Raw genomic sequence first — 17,513 nt, 5'->3', positions numbered from 1 at the left:
CCCTAGGAATCACGCGGCCCGTCTTGATTTTCCGAGGCGCTTGATCGCCTGCTCGAGCGGACGCTCGCCATCACAATAGTCCTGCCAGGCAGTGGTCTTCGCAAGCAGCGCCGGCACGGTGCGGACGGTAAACCGCTTCGGATCGAGATCGGACTTCACCTGCGTCCAGTTGAGCGGCATCGAGACTGTGGCGCCGGGCCGCGCGCGCGGCGAGAGCGGCGCCACAGCGGTCGCCATGCGATCGTTGCGGAGATAATCGAGGAAAATGCGGCCACCGCGAAGGATCTTGCTCATCTTGATGAGATAGAGGTCGGGATTGTCGCGAGCCATCTCAAGGCAGACATCATGCGCGAATCCCTTGGCCTCGGCCCATGACAGAGGCTTGCGCTTATTCACCGCGAAGGGCGTGACGACATGCAGCCCTTTGCCGCCCGTGGTCTTGCAGAAACTGACGAGGCCAAGTTCATCCAGCCGATCGCGCATCTCGCGCGCGGCCGAAACCACAGCAGCAAAAGGCACGTCGGGACCAGGATCGAGATCGAACACCAGACGGCCGGGCACTTCCGGCTTGCCGGGTTCGCAGTTCCACGGATGCAATTCGATACCGCCGATCTGGGCGATCGCCGCGAGCCCCTCGATCCGGTCGATCTGAAGGTAGGGCTTCCTGTCGCCGAAGACCTTCACCAGTTCCAGCAGATTGGACGTGCCGGGCATCGCATGTCGCTGAAAGAACTGCTCGCCGCCAATGCCGTCCGGCGCTCGAATGATCGAGCAGGGCCGTCCCTTGATATGATCGATGAGCCAGGTGCCGACAGCTTCATGATAGCGGGCAAGGTCTTCCTTTGTGACCGGCTCGCCATCGCCGGCGTCCGGCCAGAGCGGTTTGCCGGGACTGGAGATCAGGACGCCCATTACTTCGCTCTTCGCGCCTTTGCGGTGAACGGCCCTCGTCTTTGCGCTCGGCGCCGGCTCGGATGTGTGGGTCTTGGCGGGTGTCGCCGGCTTCTCGGCCTCGACCTCTTTCGCCGGCTTGTCCTGGCGCAGACCTTTGAAGGCCGCCTGACGGACAAGGCCGTCAGCAGTCCAACCTTCGAATTCGATTTCAGCGACAAGCTCGGGCTTCACCCAGACAACCTCGGCCTGCTTCTTCGGAGCGCCAATACCGGTGAACGGCGATCTGGCCGTCTCCAGTCCCTTAAGTCTCGGAAGCAGCGTCTGCACCTTCTTGGCGCCGTAGCCGGTTCCGACACGGCCGACATAGACAAAGTGATCGCCGCGGTGAACGCCGACCAGGAGAGAGCGGAACTTGCCGTTGGTCTTGGCGTAACCGCCAATCACCACCTCGTGTCCAGCCCGGCATTTCGACTTCGCCCAAGTGTCGGTGCGGCCGGACTGATACGGTGCGTCCATCTGCTTTGAGATGATGCCCTCGAGGTGCAGCTTGCAGGCGGAGCGCAGCACGGCGTCGCCACCCGATTCGAAATGTTCGACGTAGCGGATGCGAGGATCATCGCCGGTATCGGTGAGAAGGTTTTCCAGCCGCTCCTTTCGCTCGAGCAGGCGCGTCGACCGCAAATCCTCTCCGCCATCGAACAGCAGGTCGAAGGCGAAATAGACAAGGTCACCGGTCTTGCCTTCCGAGAGCGCGGCCTGGAGTGCTGCGAAATCCGGTGCGCCATTGTCGTCGAGGGCGCAGATTTCGCCATCGATGATGCAATCGGGCAGTTCGGATGCAGCATCAGCGGTCTCTGGATATTTCGCGGTCCAGTCGAGCCCCTTGCGCGTCTTCAGCGTCACCTTGCCCTCGGCGACGCGCATTTGAATCCGATAGCCGTCGAACTTGATCTCATGCAGCCAGTCGGCACCGGCCGGCGGCCGCGAAAGCGTCTCGCAGAGCTGCGGCGCGATGAAGTGCGGCAGGTCGGCTGCCGTGGAGGTCACGACATCCTTCCGCGATCTCTTCTTGCGCTCGTCGGCCGCCAGGCCATGCTTGCTGTCCCAGACAGCATCCGCCTCGACATTCGCCTTCGCCATCATGAACGGTCTCGGTTTGCGGCCCTCGCCCTCCGCGATCTGCTCCATGCTGCGGCCGGAGGCGACCGAAGTCGGGTTCTCCTCAAGGACCGCCGCGCCATTCTCCTCGACCGAATGATCGTCGTGATGCTTGATCAGCAGCCAGTTGGTTCGCTTGCCGCCATCGCGATCGTTGCGCATCCGCACCAGGACGAAACTGCCGTGTAGCCGCTTGCCATGAAGCGTGAACTTGAAGTCGCCCTTCTTCAAGGCCTCTTCTGGTGACTTGCGACCCTCCGGTTCCCAGTAGCCGCGATCCCACAACATCACCGTGCCGCCGCCATATTGACCCTTGGGGATCGTGCCTTCGAAGTCGCCATAGTCGAGCGGGTGATCTTCGACCTCGACCGCCAGGCGCTTGTCATGTGGATCGAGCGACGGCCCCTTGGTCACCGCCCAGGATTTGAACACCCCGTCGAGCTCGAGCCTCAGGTCATAATGGAGCCGGGTGGCGTCGTGCTTCTGGATCACGAACCGACGGCGGTTCGACGGCTTGACCTGCGCCTCACCGCTCGGTTCGCTGGTCTTTTTGAAATCGCGCTTGGCACGGTATTTGGAAAGATTGTCGTCCATTTCGCGGCATCCTCCAGCAGCACGAGCGGCGGCGCCGACGTCTGCCTCCTGATTGTCGAAGCTCACAAGACGACAACGCCGCGGGCGGTCCGGAGTTTCGCGGACATAGGCCCCGGGCCAGTTGAAATAGTTGATCTCGCGGCAAAGACTGCTATGTTCTCTATTTGTTTCGGCGCCGCCTTCCAGATGACATGCCGCGCCCATCGTGATCGCCGAAGCCGCCATGAACGACATGAGTCCAACCCCCGTCCGAAAAATCGTCCATCTGGACATGGACGCTTTTTACGCATCGGTCGAGCAGCGGGATAACCCGGAGCTTCGTGAAAAGCCCGTTGCGGTCGGCCATCCGGCGGCGCGCGGCGTGGTGGCGGCGGCGAGCTACGAGGCGCGCGCTTTCGGCGTCCATTCGGCCATGCCGTCGGTGACCGCGAAACGAAAATGCCCGGAGCTGATCTTCGTGCCGCCGCGCTTCGACGTCTACAAGGCCGTGTCCCAGCAAATCCGGGAAATCTTCGCGGAATATACGCCGCTCATCGAGCCGCTGTCGCTCGACGAAGCCTATCTCGATGTCACCGAGAACCTGAAAGGCATGGACATCGCCACCGAGATCGCACTGGAAATCCGTGCCAAGATCAAAGCGGTCACCGGGCTCAACGCGTCGGCCGGCATCTCCTACAACAAGTTCCTCGCCAAGATGGCAAGCGACCTCAACAAACCCAACGGCCAGGCCGTGATCACGCCGAAGAACGGACCGGCCTTCGTCGAGGCCCTCCCCGTCAAGAAATTCCATGGTGTCGGGCCGGCGACTGCGGAGCGCATGCGGAAATATGGGATCGAGACCGGACTCGATCTCAAGGAGAAGACGCTTGAATTCCTGGTGGAGCATTTCGGCAAGTCGGGTCCGTATTTCTATGGCATCGCCCGTGGCATCGACGAGCGCCAGGTGAAGCCCAATCGGATCCGCAAGTCCGTGGGCGCGGAGGATACCTTCGTCGAGGACATCGCTGATCTCGATCTGGCGACGGCGGAGCTGAAACCCCTTGCCGAAAAGGTCTGGCGCTACTGCGAAGCGCAAGGCATCAGCGGCAAGACGGTGACGGTAAAAATCAAATACTCGCACTTCACCCAGGCGACGCGCAGCCGAACTGGGTCAGTCGCGCTTGCGGGCGTTCCCGAAATCCTTGCTGCAGCATCGGACCTCTTGGCGACCGTCTATCCATTCAAGCGGCCAGTGCGGCTGCTCGGCGTCACGCTTTCAACGCTAACGGCCCCGGAAATCGGCGATGCGCAACCGCAGTCCCAACTTGATCTCGGGCTCTGAGGTCCATCGCCCCGAAATAGAAAAGCCTGCCGCGGGAGGAGGTGCGGCAGGCTTTCCTAAAAGAACCGAACAGCGACTTGGGAGGAGGAGTGCCGCCGTTCCAACAGACGTCCCTTGGGAGGAGGAGTGGGCCATCTGAATTTCGAAGCGTTGCGGGAGGAGGTGCATCGCTTCGATGAAAATGATCATACTCGGGCCACTGCCGTTCGCCAGCGCTGATGCTGCACTGCAGCTATGCGTCAGCTGCAATAATTCAGGCGTAACGTGCTCAAATCGCAGCCACTATGCCCTGAATCGATCGAGGGTAGTGGCGTACTTGGGTTGGTTGGCCTCCCTCTGGGCCGAGGCTTTGATCCGCACTAAAGAGGCAAGGTTCGGTCCCAGCGCCGACGAAAAAATTAGAGCTCCGTGCGGATCATTCCCGCTTCATCGTTCTTCGGATAAGTGGTCGAATAGCCAAAGTGATTTTTGAGCTTCGCCACGTCCCACTTGGAGGTATGGGCGGTCTCGTAGTTGAAAATAAGTTCGATGTCGCCGCCGCCATGTTTGACCGTGCGGGCAATTGCCTCGAGATGGGGATGTTTATGGCGCGATCCGTCGGTGGATATGAGAAAACGCTTCGAACGGATCTCGTTCATCAGTTCGACTGTGTGCGTACCATGACTTCCGTGATGCGAGAGTTTAAAAGCGTCGAGGACGGTCGGAGGGCCGCCATCGCGAAGCTTTCTAAGTGACTCTGTCATCAACGGCGCATGGGCATCTCCCGTCAATACGACCCTCCGTCCGTCGAATTCTGCCAGAACGCAAATGCTGGAGCCGTTAGCTTCCGAAGTGTCGGGTTTGAATGCGGACGCAGCAGCCTCTTCAACTTCTTCGATCGTGAGCGCACCAAGGCTCTCGACGCCTGGAGAGTCGGAATCGTCTTCCTCCGGTCCGAGCAGGCCTGCTTTTCGCAACTCGGCTTTCCAAACCGGACTTAGCGCTTCGAGTTTCTCCCAAGTAGGAGACAAGAGGGTAAGCCGCATTCCGCCGGAGAGCGTCTTTACCGGCAATTCACCGGTCTCAGGAATTACCACCGACTTGTGATCGAAGGCAGCGTTCCATGCCCAGCCCTTCTGTCCGATACCATCGGTGAACTCTTCGCCCTGCTTGGCACCAAGCGACTCGATCTTCTCAAGGTGTTTGTGCCCGTTGAACCAAACGTCTTTGAAGCTGACGGCAAGATCCGGAGCTTTCAGCATTCTTAACAAGCCCTCGACGTGGTCGGCATCGACATGGGAGAGGACAAGTAGCTCGAAATACCGTTGATCCGGCGCGAGTTGAGCGAACCGTGTTTCAAGAGTCTTCCAGGCTAACGGCCGTCCACCGTCAACGAGAATCCGGTGCGGCTTAGCAGCGTCGCCATACTCAATCCACAGACAGTCACCCTCGCGGCCGGGCAACATATCTATGCGGAAGATGCTCATCACTTCCCTCTTTCCGTTGTCCTGATCACGGTAAACGCTTGAGAGACATCGAGCCTTAGTGCAACTTTATGCACCAACCGCAGCTTCTCATCCACTGCAGGGTCTCCAACAAACTGGGAAAGCCCGTCGAGAAGCCAGGAAATCCCGGCCGAATAGTAAGGAATTCCGCGGTCGAACGCTTCGAGCAGGCTCGCCTTCGCCTCCGCCGAAGAGTCCTGCGTCTTTGGAAAGCGAAGGCGCAAGGCAGCTCTGAGGATCGCTCCATCGGGAATTTCCGGGAACCGTTTCGCCAAGTTGTCCACCCATCCGTGCCAGCCACCCTCCTGCCGGCCCGCAGCAAGTAGGACATAGGCGCCAGCCGTTGCTGCGAGAGGATGCTCACCCTTGCCGAAGAGCAGGTCGCGTGCCTGGTCGAAGGCGATCGCTGCCTTCGGCAACGTCGCCGCTGTCATTAAGCCCGCCATCGGAGCAAAATCGGGGTCTGAGACAACGACACCAATGCGAATCTTGTTTTCACGCGGCTCAAGGCCGACCATTATCTCAGCAGTCGCAAAGTTGTGGAATCGCACGGTCATCCAGGGAAGTGGCAGCGAGACAGCGAAATCTTCGCCCATCCACTCGACGCGAGCTAAATGCCGGCGCGGTTCTATGCCTTGCGCGTGATAGAGCCATGTGACGCGCCCGCTGTCCTCCATCAACGGCCATTGAGGAGCTGGTCTGTCATCTCCGGACTTAAAAACATTCTGCCAAGCGGCCGCCCCCCGCAACGCCGAGTCCTGGTTTGGGAAGCGAACAACCGGAGGGCTATTGCGCGCAAGCATGTCTCGCTCGGCACTTTCCGGCGTGCTCTTTCTGCTGCTAAGCCGCTGAAGCGTTTGTTCGCCCTCGATGTTACCCACAAGGTATTGCATCCCAAGCCACTCATGCGGAGAGTGCTCAACCGAGTGAAGGGGAACGGAAAGGTCCTCATCCTTCTCTACGGCAACCTCAGTCGTAATGATCTCACCAGACGGAAGCGTCGCCTCGACGAGCCATCTCCCAGGCGCGACGTCAACGGAATTTGCGTTCCCATGGTTATTAGCCGGTATCGTAACCTCAGTGCGGGTACCCCTGACCGGGTTACCCTTGTCGTCAGACAGCTGCTGCAGGGTTGCTACAGCACCCATAGAGGTGTCGACAGAGTATTTTTGCAAATAGACGGAAAGACTGCTCATGGTGGCACCGCGATGGTAACTTGGCGGAACGTCGGATGAACGTGATTCCTTACCTTCTGAGGCGGTTTGGCGCCGAACACAGCCGTAAACTCATAGTCGCCCGAGGGGAGTTGCAACGCCCACAGTTGTGGCTTTCGTCCAGCAACCGGTGCATTGATTAATGCTCCTCCTGCCAATTGGAAGCTCAACGAGGCTGTGTCGATTGCATCGGGTGGATTACTGACGACGTAGACCAAGGCATCAGGAATGTCCTTGATGAAGGTCAGATAGAAATTCGATACGTCATCCGCGGTCGGTACTTGTCGCTTCTCGATGTCCGCAGCAGCGCGTTCCGCGACATGTTCCACAGCCGTTTGGAGCTTGCCGGTGGTGACCCTCCAGTCCCCCATATCGTCGTCGGCTCCCAAATCGCGCAAGCCCTTTAGCAGAGCTTCAGTGAAAATCGTTGCTTGGCCAGGCAGGGCATATGCTTTGAAGCCATTGTGGGTGGCATAAAATACAGGTGCGCGCCGAGGCTCAAGTCCGTGGGGACGCGGTCCGGCCCCAATTACAACCAGACCCGCATTGCCTGCTGCTTCAATAAGAGTGTCTGTTGATGACCGGCAGGCGTCCACGAAGTAGATTTGGTTTGCTGCTTTGCAGCGGTTCATACCGAGACGCAGGATACGAAAGTCAATGGCGCCGCGAAGCGCATTCAATTCGTCTTGCCCATAGTCGGCCAATAGCAATGCGGTATCCGTTCCCTGCCCGATACCGTGGCCGCAGAAATAGAAGATGAGCTGGTTCCCGACGTCCTGATCACCGCGCTTGAAAAATGCTTTGATCGCGTCTTCGACATTTTTGGACGTGGCTTCAGCCACAGCAAAGCTTTTTGCACCGTCTGTGGGGTCGACAAAGGGTGTCGGGGCGGCTTCGGAGAGCAACAAGGCTACGCTAGCGAGAGGCTTGTCCGGGTGGTGAAATTCCGAAATCAGCCACGCGGCGAACTCGCGGGCAGAGATGGGAGGCGAGGTGAGCTGCTCCATGCCATCGTGGTCAGCAGTTCGCTTTGCCGTCCCGCCATTGAGATGAGGGTAGGCACCAACTCCGATTACTAGCGCGTGCGTCGCGGGTCCAGCCACCGCAACGTCATGGACAAGGAAAGGCTCCACCGTACCCCCTCCGACACTGCTTATAGTAAAATCAACACGAAACACGCTATGATGGCAACAGATTTCTTCTACTAACCGACTACGATTTCCGCACCGGTGAGGAACAGTTATGCCGCAGACAACCGATGTTGGACCGATGGAATCGCGACTCGCCGATTCTGTTTCCCAATTTGGCTGGGAAGGCAACGCGCTCGAACCAGGAATCGGACTGTCGATGTCGGGCGGCGGCTTTCGCGCCATGCTTTTTCATGCCGGTGCCTTGATCCGGTTGAACGAGCTCGGCCTGCTATCGAAAGTCAAACGAATTTCGAGTGTATCGGCCGGCTCGATCGCGGCTGGACATTTAGCTGCGGTCTGGAGTCAGCTGGGGCGCGCCGATGAAAGGGGAGTTTTCGGCGAATTCGAGCGGCTCTACGTGGCACCAATACTCTCGTTTTCGCGGCATAATCTCGACGTAAAGACCGCTCTCACGGGCCTCCTGCCAGGTGTGTCGGCAGCGGCCCTGTTGGCAAAAGCCTATGAAAAGTACCTGTTCGGTGCGCTGACCCTTCAGGACATACCGGACGTGCCTCGATTTGTACTCTGTGCGACCAATCTCCAGAGCGGTGTTTTGTTTCGGTTCTCTAAACCCTACGCGGGGGACTATGTGATTGGTAGGCTTAACGAACCGCAGCTTAGATTGTCGCAAGCTGTCGCAGCTTCCTCAGCTTTTCCGCCGGTGCTCTCCCCGCTGGAACTGAGACTACCTGAGGGCAGCTTTACCGACTGGCCCTCTCGATCTGGCGTCCCATCGCTGTCCCGGGACGAACTAGCCACTCTACGCAGTCGAATCGTGCTGACAGATGGCGGCGTGTACGACAACCACGGACTCGAGCCGGTGGTTAAGCGCTACATGACGATATTGGTGAGTGACGGCGGTGCCCCGTTCGGGCGAGGTGCCCATATTGGATTCGATTGGGTCCGGCAGCTTAGGCGAATTCTTGATGTGACCGATAACCAAGTCCGGGCCTTGCGGCGACGCAATCTGATCGAGAGATTGTCGGCCGGCAATGCCGCCTTCGACAGTGGCAGACTCAACGCCAATGAGACGCGCGTGCATGAAAGGCTTGGCGCCTATTGGGGAATTGACACCGATGCTGATCGGTTGACGCCGCCTAGCGCGTTGCCATGTGACGGACCGCTCACCGATCGTCTCGCACGGACATCCACCCGCCTCACAGACCTCGGCGAGCTTACTTCGAAGCGGCTTATCAATTGGGGATACGCGATTTGCGATCGTAGCGTGCGAACTCATTATCGCGGAGCCGATCCATTGGCCAACGTCCAGCCAACGTGGCCCTATGCTGATGCGAGGTTGTGAGCCGTTCGAACGCTTTGAAGGTCCTGAATGGGCCTACCCTTCGGTCAGCGACCTGTTTGTCTCCCTCCGCCCCCCAAAATTGCCACGTTCGACCGCGGCCCGTCTCGAGGATAGCACGCGCGTCGAAGCCGTCATCGACACTGAAGGCATTACTTTTTTTACAGGCTCCTGCAAGCTCACGCTGAAGCTGTCACAACCCTAAAATGAATGTTTGGTACGGTTTGAATCGTAATTGCAAGCCGGCCATCAGAGGGAGGGAAAAATGGGTTTTCTGCAGATTGCAAGCTGGAATATTGAACATCTGAGCGGCGCGCCCCGTGCCGAACGTAAGCAAAGCGCTTTTGCTCTGGCTGATCACATAGAGATGTCGGGGATCGACGTGATCGCGCTTCAAGAAGTCTATCTTACACCTGGCGATGCCGAAGTTCGGCTGGGCGAAGGTCAGCCAGTCATTGAAAGCCGCGCAAGGTCCGAGCGCAGAAATGCCGATCTGGATGTCGTCTGCTACCTGTTGGAAGAACACCTTGACGATCCATGGGCCTACCAAATCGTTCCCAATCGCCAAGAGGGAGATAAATCGCAGCTATGTGCTGTGATGTGGAATACGAAGCGGCTGAGCCTCGACAAGATCACTGCCCTTGAGGTGAGCCATGAGGACGCTGAAGACGTTCTTTGGGATCGAAAGCCTCACCTCTTCAGCTTCAGTTCGGAAATCCTGGTTTGGCGGCGGTCGGAGAACGGTGATTGGGAACAGCTTCCTGAAAAAAGGAGGCTGAGCCTGGTGCCGCTGCACATGAAGTCGAACTATGGCGGCGTGACACAGAATCGTCGTGTCCGAGGCAAGGAGGCGGTCAGCCTCTGCGCAGCAATCGAGCGGGTCAGAGCTGATATTGACCCGACATTGGTATTGATCGGTGATACAAACATTCTCAGCAATGCAGAACCCGCAATCGAGGCCTTCATCGATGGGGGTTTCGTCGATCTGAACAATAACGACAGCGCGACCTATTGGAGCGCGCAGTATAAGGAAGCGCCGTTCGATCGAGCTTTCGTTGCTGTGGACCGACCAGAGTTTCGCTACACCCGACAATACGTGTTGCGGTCGTCCGACCTTACTGCCCACGATCGCTTTCTCTCCGATCACTACATGATTAAGATAAGCATAAAAAACTATCTGGATGATGCGGATCCGCGGTGAGATGATTGGAAAATAGACCGAGCACGCAATAGCGCCGTACCTTCGGCGCTAGCGACCCCTTAGGGTCATTGTAGAAGATCACTCTAAAAAGAGTGCTTTGACTACTCCGCGTTGAGCAGTCCGGAGCCCGTGATATCTCTGGCATATCATTCGACCCAATGGCAGCCAAACCGCCGACTCAGCCAAACTGCCGTGGCGCCCGAATGTCGCTTTGGTGCCACGGCTTCGCTACTAACATCTCGTCGAAGTCGCCCCGATGCCTTGATGGTCACCGTGACTTTTTCCCCAGTGCAGTTCCGCCATGTTGGCCGACAAAAGCGCGACACTAATTCGCGAGAAGCCGCCTTTACGGTTTAGTAGCTTGATCGACTGACGCTCCGACGGGCGTCGATTGCAAGGGCTGCATCCTGATGGCGTGGCCCGCGCCAATAATCGAAACGATCGCTGAAACGCAAAGAAGAAGTTGGATCGTTTTTACAGTCGAAGGCCAACCAGACGGCTTCAAAGTCACCCGATATTCGCCATCGAACTTGTTGAGGTTATCGAGATAGCCATTAAAGGCTCGCCCGAACCTTCCCATAATATTTATGAACGCAATACTGAGAATCACACAAAAGAAAAAGATGCCCGCTGCGACGACTCGATCGGTCTTCAGCTGAGAAGCCGCAAAATACCATAAACCTCCTAGCGCGACGGTAAAAAGCGGAGGGATCTTGTACAAGATGTCGTTCATTGAACGGAAGTGCGCATACTGCTCTCGATAGATATCAGCTATCCGGATACGTTCCACGACGCTGTGATTATGGGAATTTTCTTGCTGTGGTTCATTCGCTATACCGTTCGACATCTTAAACCTCATCGTTCGATTCTCTTTAGCATCGAATGCGAGTCGAGTGCGGGAGGATTCTGAAATGGGGCACCCAATCTATCTCGATGGTTTTGCCACTTTACCGCTTGCGCCTGAAGCTCGCGACGCGATGCTGGCCGTTTGGGCGCACCCTGGCAATGCGGGTTCGCCGAACGTTTCAGGCGAGGTTGCCGCACGGACGATTGCCGATGGCCGCCAATCCGTTGCCGACCTGATCGGCGCCACCGCAAGCGAGATCACCTTCACGTCGGGCGCCACAGAGGCTAACAATCTCGCCATTTTGGGCATGGCGCGCGCGGCTCGCAGATTCGATCCAAACCGGAAACGCGTCCTCGTTTCGGCAGTCGAACATAAGGCTGTCTTGGAGCCTGCTCACGCGTTGCAGTCCGAAGGGTTCGACGTCAGCATTGCTCCCGTCGATCGTCGAGGTCGGCTTGATCTTGTTGAATTTGCGAAACTAGTCGACCAAGATCTCCTCCTTGCATCAGTGATGATGGTCAACAATGAGACCGGTGTCATTCAGCCGGTAAAGGAAGCTGCTGTCTTGGCGCATGAGAGCGGCGCGTTCTTCCACAGTGATGCTGCACAGGCAGCCGGCAAGATCGATGTCGACGTCCTTCAGCTTGAAGTCGACTACCTCACCCTCTCCGCCCACAAGTGCTATGGTCCAATGGGCGTAGGGGCCTTGTATGTTGCAGCATCGGCGCCGAAGCCGCTTCCACTGACTTTGGGTGGTGGCCAGCAAAGCGGTATGAGGCCCGGAACTGAGCCGGTCGCACTCGTCGCGGGCTTCGGTGCGGCAGCTCGGCTCGCGAGAGATCGACTTGAATCCGACCAGGAGCATTGCTCGGCGTTGATCGAGCGCTTGCTTGAGACGCTCGAACAACGGCAGCTTCGCTTTCGTCGGGTCAGCGGCGATGCGCCAACGGTTCCAGGCACAGCGTCCATCCAGTTATTCGACGTCGATGCGGACGAGCTGTGCGCCCGCATCGCACGCCACGTATCGCTTTCAACAGGCTCGGCATGCACCTCAGGGCAAATCAAGACTTCTCATGTTCTTGAATCTATTGGTCTTTCTGAAACGGACGCTCGTGGGGTTATTCGGATTTTCTGTAATCGCTACCAGCATTCGGAAGAGATATTAGCCGCTGCCGACCATATTGTTGATGCCGCCGCGCTGTCTCGCCTTGAAACTGGAGAGGTTCACCAGTAAGGTCCCCTCATGGGACGCGCTACGATAAAGATCGATTCGAGAGGGCAGTTTGCGGGACACGAGACGTTCCCGCTTCGATTGCTATGGTTGAAGAAGGCCTTCGACGCGATCGGCAGCGGAGCTGATTCGAGAACATTCCAGGAACAAGATGCAATAACTCGTTTCGGCGTCGGGCGCAATATGGCCGTGTCGATGCGCTATTGGGCGCTCGCTTCGGGCTTTTTCGCCGAAGTTGATCGCATCGTTGCGCCAACCGGGGTTGGTCACGCGATTCTCAGCGACGACGGTCTCGATCCTTACCTTGAGCAACCATCGACGATTTGGCTCGCTCATTGGCATATCGCCAGCACGCCGGCGATGACAACAACTGCCTACTACGCGTTCAATTTGCTCAATGCGATCGAGTTTGACCCGACGATGTTGCTCGACCAGCTCATGGCCTTGGTCGAGAGCAACGGATGGCGGGCAACGCGCGGAACACTCAAGCGCGATATCGAGGTTTTCTTGCGCAGCTATGTGCGGCGCGCAGATACTCTCAACGAAGACGCCGCAGAGCCTCTGTTAGCCGAACTTGCACTGATCCGGGAAGCTCGGCTTGGCGGCTGGTACGAGTTTGTTCGCGGTCCCAAGCCAAGCCTCCATGACGCCGTTTTCGCTTACGCGCTTGGTCAGTTCTGGGAACGATCCGGCGGCGCGACCACATTGACGGCTGAACAGATATGTTATGGAGCAGGCTCGCCGGGCCGCGTTTTCAAACTCGACGAAGACAGCGTGGTTTCCCGGCTGATGCGGCTTGACGATCTGACGGCAGGTGCTTGGCAATGGGTAGACACGGCCGGTCTTCGCCAGATCCAGCGCACGTCCGAGTTTGATCCAACGACGGTTCTTTCTCTCGCTTACCCACGCAAACTCGACCGTCAGATCGCAGCATGAGCAAGCTTTCCTGTGTAGTTTCCATTGATCGCCGTTTCGCGCGATCAGCCCGGCTCGACGCGGACCTGAACGGCACGCCACCATTGGTCGGATACGTTTTGCAGGCAAGCGTCGCGAAATCTCTGCGTATCCTTGGTGAGAGCCAGCGGGACCACCACCAGGGCGCCTTCACTTGGACCGGTCCTTATGGCGGCGGCAAGTCGAGCGCTGCCTTGCTGCTTGCGAACCTGGTGGCCGGCGCAAAGAAGAACCGGAAGATTGCTCGAGACATTGCGGGGGAGCCTCTTTCGACCCTGTTCAACGAGGCGTTCCCGGAAACCGGCGGCGCCTGGAAAGTCGTCGCCGTTACCGGAAGCCGGACACGGCTCCGGGATGCAATCGTTGAAGCCGCACGCAACGCGCTTGGTTGGTCGCCGGGTACCGCGTCACAGTTCGCAGCAAGCGATGATCGCCTTATCAAGGCTTTGATCGCGGGCGGCGAAGGCGCGTCGAGTGGAACCCTCCTCATTCTCGACGAACTCGGCAAGCTTCTTGAGCACGAAGCACTCGAGGGTGGCGACGTTCATCTGCTTCAGGACCTTGCCGAGCATGCGTCGCGCAGCAGCGGCCGCTTGGTCGTCATCGGCATTCTGCACCAGTCTTTTGACCAGTACACCGCGCGTGCCGCCCGCGATGCGCGCCAGGAGTGGCGTAAGGTTCAAGGCCGTTACCAGGACATCGCATTTCTTTCAGGCGCAGACGAAACAGTTGCGCTGCTTGGCCGGGCCATCGCCACCGAGCGCCCTGATCACGATGGGTCCGGCGCCCGCACTGTTGCTGAAGCGGTCGCCAAACGTCGTCCCACGGACGTCGACGTTCTGGCGGACGCGCTCGCGCAGACATGGCCTCTTAACCCGGTGAGCGCACTTCTGCTCGGACCGATCTCAAGAGCGCGGTTTGCCCAAAATGAACGAAGCGTTTTTGGCTTCTTGAGTTCGGCTGAACCCTCCGGCTTCAAGGAGTTTCTGGAGACAACCGATCTGGAGGCCGGGACCTACGACCCCGCGATGCTCTGGGACTATCTTGTTGCGAACTTCGGGATGGCCCTTACCGCGGGTGTGGACGGTAATCGCTTCAGCCTCGCATTCGAGGCGATCGAGCGGGCCGGTGTTAAAGGAACCAGTCTGCACGTCGCATTGACGAAAGCGGCCGCGATCATCGAGTTTTTCCGGAACGGGTCTGGCGTCGTGCTTGCAGACGACTTTTTGAGCGCGTCCGTACCCGGCTTCACGATGAAAGCGATCAGCGGAGCGATCAAGGATCTCGTCGATTGGGCTATTCTGATCCGGCAGCCACGCCTTGGTGGATATGCCCTTTTTGCCGGCAGCGACTTCGATCTTGAGGAGGCCATTGGGCGGGCTATCCAACCGGCGGACTCACTTGAACTCGCGGACATTCCGCGCCGGGTCGGCCTGGGCTTTGCAACAGCCAAGCGACATTATTTCCAGAAAGGCGCGCTCAGGACTTTTGAGATAGCGCTGCAGGTCGTCGGTCCACACGATACGATCGAGTCGTTGACGAGCGGCATTTTGGCCCGCCCCCTTCGTGGCAGCGGCCTATTACTATTGCTCCTCGGCGACGGTTCTTTGACTACGAAATCAGTCAATCAACTGGCGCAGAAAGCCGCCAAAGCGCTGGCAACGGAGGAGCGTGTGATCGCCGTAGGCGGGGCAAATGACAGTTTTGCCCTCCGGTCAACGGCCGCAGAGTTGTTGGCGGTCGAACGCGTTTTCCGTGAGCACCCGCAGCTGGAGGGCGACCGGATAGCGAGGCGGGAGATTGCCGCGAGACAATCCCACTGCATCGATCAGCTTCATCGGGCGCTCGAGACTGCATTTGAGAACGCAAGCTGGTACCTGGCGCCTCAGCCGAGCCACGCCATTCGCGCACCGCTAACGGTCGTTGCAAGTGCGCTGGCCGACGCCGGTTTCTACAAGGCGCCGATTATCAAGAGCGAGTTGCTCCAGCGAGACAAACCATCATCGAATTCGATGGCGGCTTTGCGCGAACTGGCTCATGCGATGGTCAACTCGTATGCAGATGAGCAGCTGGGAATGACCCAGTATCCTGCAGAACTCGGCCTCTATCTTACCTTGCTTCGACCGTTCGGACTGCACAAAGAGATCAAGGCCGGCGTGTTTGGTTTTTCAGAGCCGGACGATAGCCAAGAGGGAGCATCGCTTCGGCCTGCGTGGGAGGTAATCGACCTTGCGGGCGAAAAGCCTCTCGATGCTGTTTATGCGGAGTGGGCTCGGCCCCCCTATGGCATCAAAGCCGGTGTCATGCCGGTGTTGGCGCTTGCCTACATGCTTGCCAAGCGCGAGAGCGTCGCAGTCTACATCGACGGGGTCTATCAAACAGCAATCGATGACGTCGTCGTCGACAAGCTTTTGCAGAAGCCCGGCCTCTTCCGTTTGAGGCGGATCGACCGGTCCGTGCGCGAAACAGCGTTTCTCAGTGGGCTCGCGCAGCTGCTCGGCGTTGACCATCATGGCGCGTCATTGCCCGTTGCCGCAGCTCTTTTTCAGCGTTTCGAAGAGCTCTCACAGTTCGCAAAGCGGACCACCAATCTTGATCGTCTGGCGGTGAAAATCCGCGGGGTCGTAGTGAAGGCGGACGACCCCGAGCGTCTCTTGTTTGACGATCTTCCGGCTGCTCTCGGTGAAGAGCTCTCCCCGGAGGCGGTCTATCATGCCCTCCAAGCGGCCGAAGCGAGCTATCCGGCGCTTCTCGAGGAGTTGCGTCTGGCACTTGCAAAAGCGCTCGGTATCGATGCCGCGAGTTTCGCTGGAATTGCGGAACGCGCATCGCTGCTGAAGGGCCTGACGAACGATTACAATTTCGATGCGTTCGCAGATCGCGTTGCAGCGATGGAGCTCGGAAAAGGCGACATCGAGAGCACCGTTAGCGTCCTGTTGCACCGCCCCGCCCGGAATTGGTCGGATAGAGACCGGCAGGAGGCTTTGACCGAAATTGCGCGATACGGGCGCCGTTTCCGGGAGCTTGAGGCTCTGGCGATCGTGCGAGATCGACGCTCCCAGACCGAGGCCCTTGCACTTGTCGTCGGCCTCGACCCGAAGACGCCGCCGTTGATGCGCAGCTTCGAACTGAGCGAAAGCGAAAAGGTGGCCGCCGCGGGAATCGCTGATCGCCTGGTGGCTTCGCTCAGATCAGAAAACAAGAGTGGACGACTGCAGCTTGCTGCATTGGCGCGTGCAGTCGCGATGATGGCAGCCGATGGCGAAGATGAGGTTGGTAGGCAATGAGTGGGGAACGTCATATCCTCGGTCTCTCAGGCGGGCGCGACAGCGCCGCGCTCGCCGTTTACATGCGGCAGCATCATCCAGAGCTGCCGATCGAGTATTTCTTCACGGACACCGGTAAGGAGCTGCCTGAGGTCTATACCTTCCTGGATAAGCTCGAAGGTTTCCTGGGTCGGCCGATCCAGCGGCTTAACCCCGATCGCGACTTTGATTTCTGGTTGGACGAGTACGGCAATTTTCTCCCCTCGCCCCGCACCCGCTGGTGCACGCGACAGCTGAAACTCCGGCCCTTGGAGCAGTGGCTGCAAAAGGATCTGGAAAGTGGGACGATCGTACACTCCTACGTTGCCATCCGCGCCGATGAGCCAAGCCGCGAGGGCTATCAAGCCACACACCCCAACATGCGGGTCCATCTTCCGCTTCGTGAAGCAGGCGTCGACCGTACCGGCGTCATCGAGATACTCGAGCAGTCAGACGTTGGTGAGCCGACCTACTATCAATGGCGTTCCCGGTCCGGGTGCACATTCTGCTTCTACCAGCAGAAGATCGAATGGGTTCGGCTCGCCGAGCATCATCCAGACCGCTTCGCCGAGGCCGTCGATTATGAAAAGACCGCGCTACGAGACGGCTCGCCGTTCACGTGGAGCCAAGGCGAAAGCCTGACGGATCTGATCTCGCCCGAACGGGTCGAACAGATCAATTCAGATTACGAGAAACGCCGGGAGCGATTGCGGCGCGGCCGGCGGATCAATCCGCTATCCGGCAAAACTTCGGAGACAATCGACGATGTCTACGGGCTCGACGAAGCAGCCGCTAGCTGCGTCGTCTGCCATAAGTAATC

At 58.4% G+C, this 17,513-nt stretch carries 12 protein-coding genes; 7 read left to right on the top strand and 5 right to left on the bottom strand.

Going from position 1 to position 17,513, the window contains the following annotated elements; translation table 11 throughout:
• Window positions 1-9: 9 nt before the first annotated feature.
• Window positions 10-2,646 carry a DNA ligase D gene (ligD, locus tag ATC00_RS03515; protein ID WP_064251982.1) on the bottom strand — a complete coding sequence of 879 codons (2,637 nt, stop codon included), beginning with the start codon at window positions 2,644-2,646 and terminating at the stop codon, window positions 10-12.
• 223 nt (window positions 2,647-2,869) lie between these two features.
• Between ligD and dinB the strand changes: the two genes are divergently transcribed.
• Window positions 2,870-3,967, top strand: coding sequence for a DNA polymerase IV (gene dinB / locus ATC00_RS03510; RefSeq protein WP_064251972.1), 1,098 nt, complete (start codon window positions 2,870-2,872; stop codon window positions 3,965-3,967).
• 398 nt (window positions 3,968-4,365) lie between these two features.
• Here the strand turns inward: dinB and ATC00_RS03505 are convergent, their stop codons facing one another.
• The 3 genes from ATC00_RS03505 to ATC00_RS03495 are packed head-to-tail and all read right to left on the bottom strand — an operon-like array spanning window position 4,366 to window position 7,768.
• The gene (locus tag ATC00_RS03505; protein ID WP_052035525.1) at window positions 4,366-5,433 is read right to left on the bottom strand and encodes a ComEC/Rec2 family competence protein; all 1,068 of its coding nucleotides are present in this window, start codon (window positions 5,431-5,433) and stop codon (window positions 4,366-4,368) included.
• On the bottom strand, window positions 5,433-6,647 hold the full coding sequence (locus ATC00_RS03500) for a hypothetical protein (protein ID WP_037385370.1): 1,215 nt from the start codon (window positions 6,645-6,647) through the stop codon (window positions 5,433-5,435). The genes ATC00_RS03505 and ATC00_RS03500 overlap by 1 nt, the downstream gene beginning before the upstream one ends.
• Window positions 6,644-7,768: a caspase family protein gene (locus ATC00_RS03495; protein ID WP_234782251.1), complete on the bottom strand. Its 1,125-nt coding sequence runs from the start codon at window positions 7,766-7,768 to the stop codon at window positions 6,644-6,646. Before ATC00_RS03495 ends, ATC00_RS03500 begins: the two co-directional genes overlap by 4 nt.
• A gap of 139 nt (window positions 7,769-7,907) precedes the next feature.
• Between ATC00_RS03495 and ATC00_RS03490 the strand changes: the two genes are divergently transcribed.
• Together ATC00_RS03490 and ATC00_RS31930 are read left to right on the top strand one after the other, a co-directional pair.
• A complete protein-coding gene (locus ATC00_RS03490; protein ID WP_234782244.1) occupies window positions 7,908-9,158 on the top strand; it encodes a patatin-like phospholipase family protein in 1,251 nt (416 codons plus the stop codon).
• Between the two features lie 262 nt (window positions 9,159-9,420).
• On the top strand, window positions 9,421-10,356 hold the full coding sequence (locus tag ATC00_RS31930; RefSeq protein WP_072597303.1) for an endonuclease/exonuclease/phosphatase family protein: 936 nt from the start codon (window positions 9,421-9,423) through the stop codon (window positions 10,354-10,356).
• Between the two features lie 346 nt (window positions 10,357-10,702).
• On the opposite strand, the gene ATC00_RS03475 is transcribed toward ATC00_RS31930, so the two are convergent.
• On the bottom strand, window positions 10,703-11,203 hold the full coding sequence (locus ATC00_RS03475; protein WP_153045162.1) for a hypothetical protein: 501 nt from the start codon (window positions 11,201-11,203) through the stop codon (window positions 10,703-10,705).
• A 64-nt stretch (window positions 11,204-11,267) separates the two neighbouring features.
• On the opposite strand from ATC00_RS03475, the gene ATC00_RS03470 reads away from it, so the two are divergent.
• Genes ATC00_RS03470 through ATC00_RS03455 form a run of 4 tightly spaced genes read left to right on the top strand, consistent with a single transcriptional unit; the run spans window position 11,268 to window position 17,511 of the window.
• The gene (locus ATC00_RS03470) at window positions 11,268-12,437 is read left to right on the top strand and encodes a cysteine desulfurase family protein (protein WP_052035527.1); all 1,170 of its coding nucleotides are present in this window, start codon (window positions 11,268-11,270) and stop codon (window positions 12,435-12,437) included.
• A 9-nt stretch (window positions 12,438-12,446) separates the two neighbouring features.
• A complete protein-coding gene (locus ATC00_RS03465) occupies window positions 12,447-13,370 on the top strand; it encodes a DUF4007 family protein (protein WP_037385384.1) in 924 nt (307 codons plus the stop codon).
• Window positions 13,367-16,675, top strand: coding sequence for a hypothetical protein (locus ATC00_RS03460; protein ID WP_037385387.1), 3,309 nt, complete (start codon window positions 13,367-13,369; stop codon window positions 16,673-16,675). The genes ATC00_RS03465 and ATC00_RS03460 overlap by 4 nt, the downstream gene beginning before the upstream one ends.
• A complete protein-coding gene (locus ATC00_RS03455; protein ID WP_064251971.1) occupies window positions 16,672-17,511 on the top strand; it encodes a phosphoadenosine phosphosulfate reductase family protein in 840 nt (279 codons plus the stop codon). Before ATC00_RS03460 ends, ATC00_RS03455 begins: the two co-directional genes overlap by 4 nt.
• Window positions 17,512-17,513 lie beyond the last annotated feature (2 nt).

The sequence above is a fragment of the Sinorhizobium americanum genome, assembly GCF_001651855.1.
GTDB classification, from domain to species: Bacteria; Pseudomonadota; Alphaproteobacteria; order Rhizobiales; family Rhizobiaceae; genus Sinorhizobium; species Sinorhizobium americanum.
The sequence above is the reverse complement of the archived record's forward strand: the minus strand, read 5'-3'. Positions and strand labels throughout refer to the sequence as shown.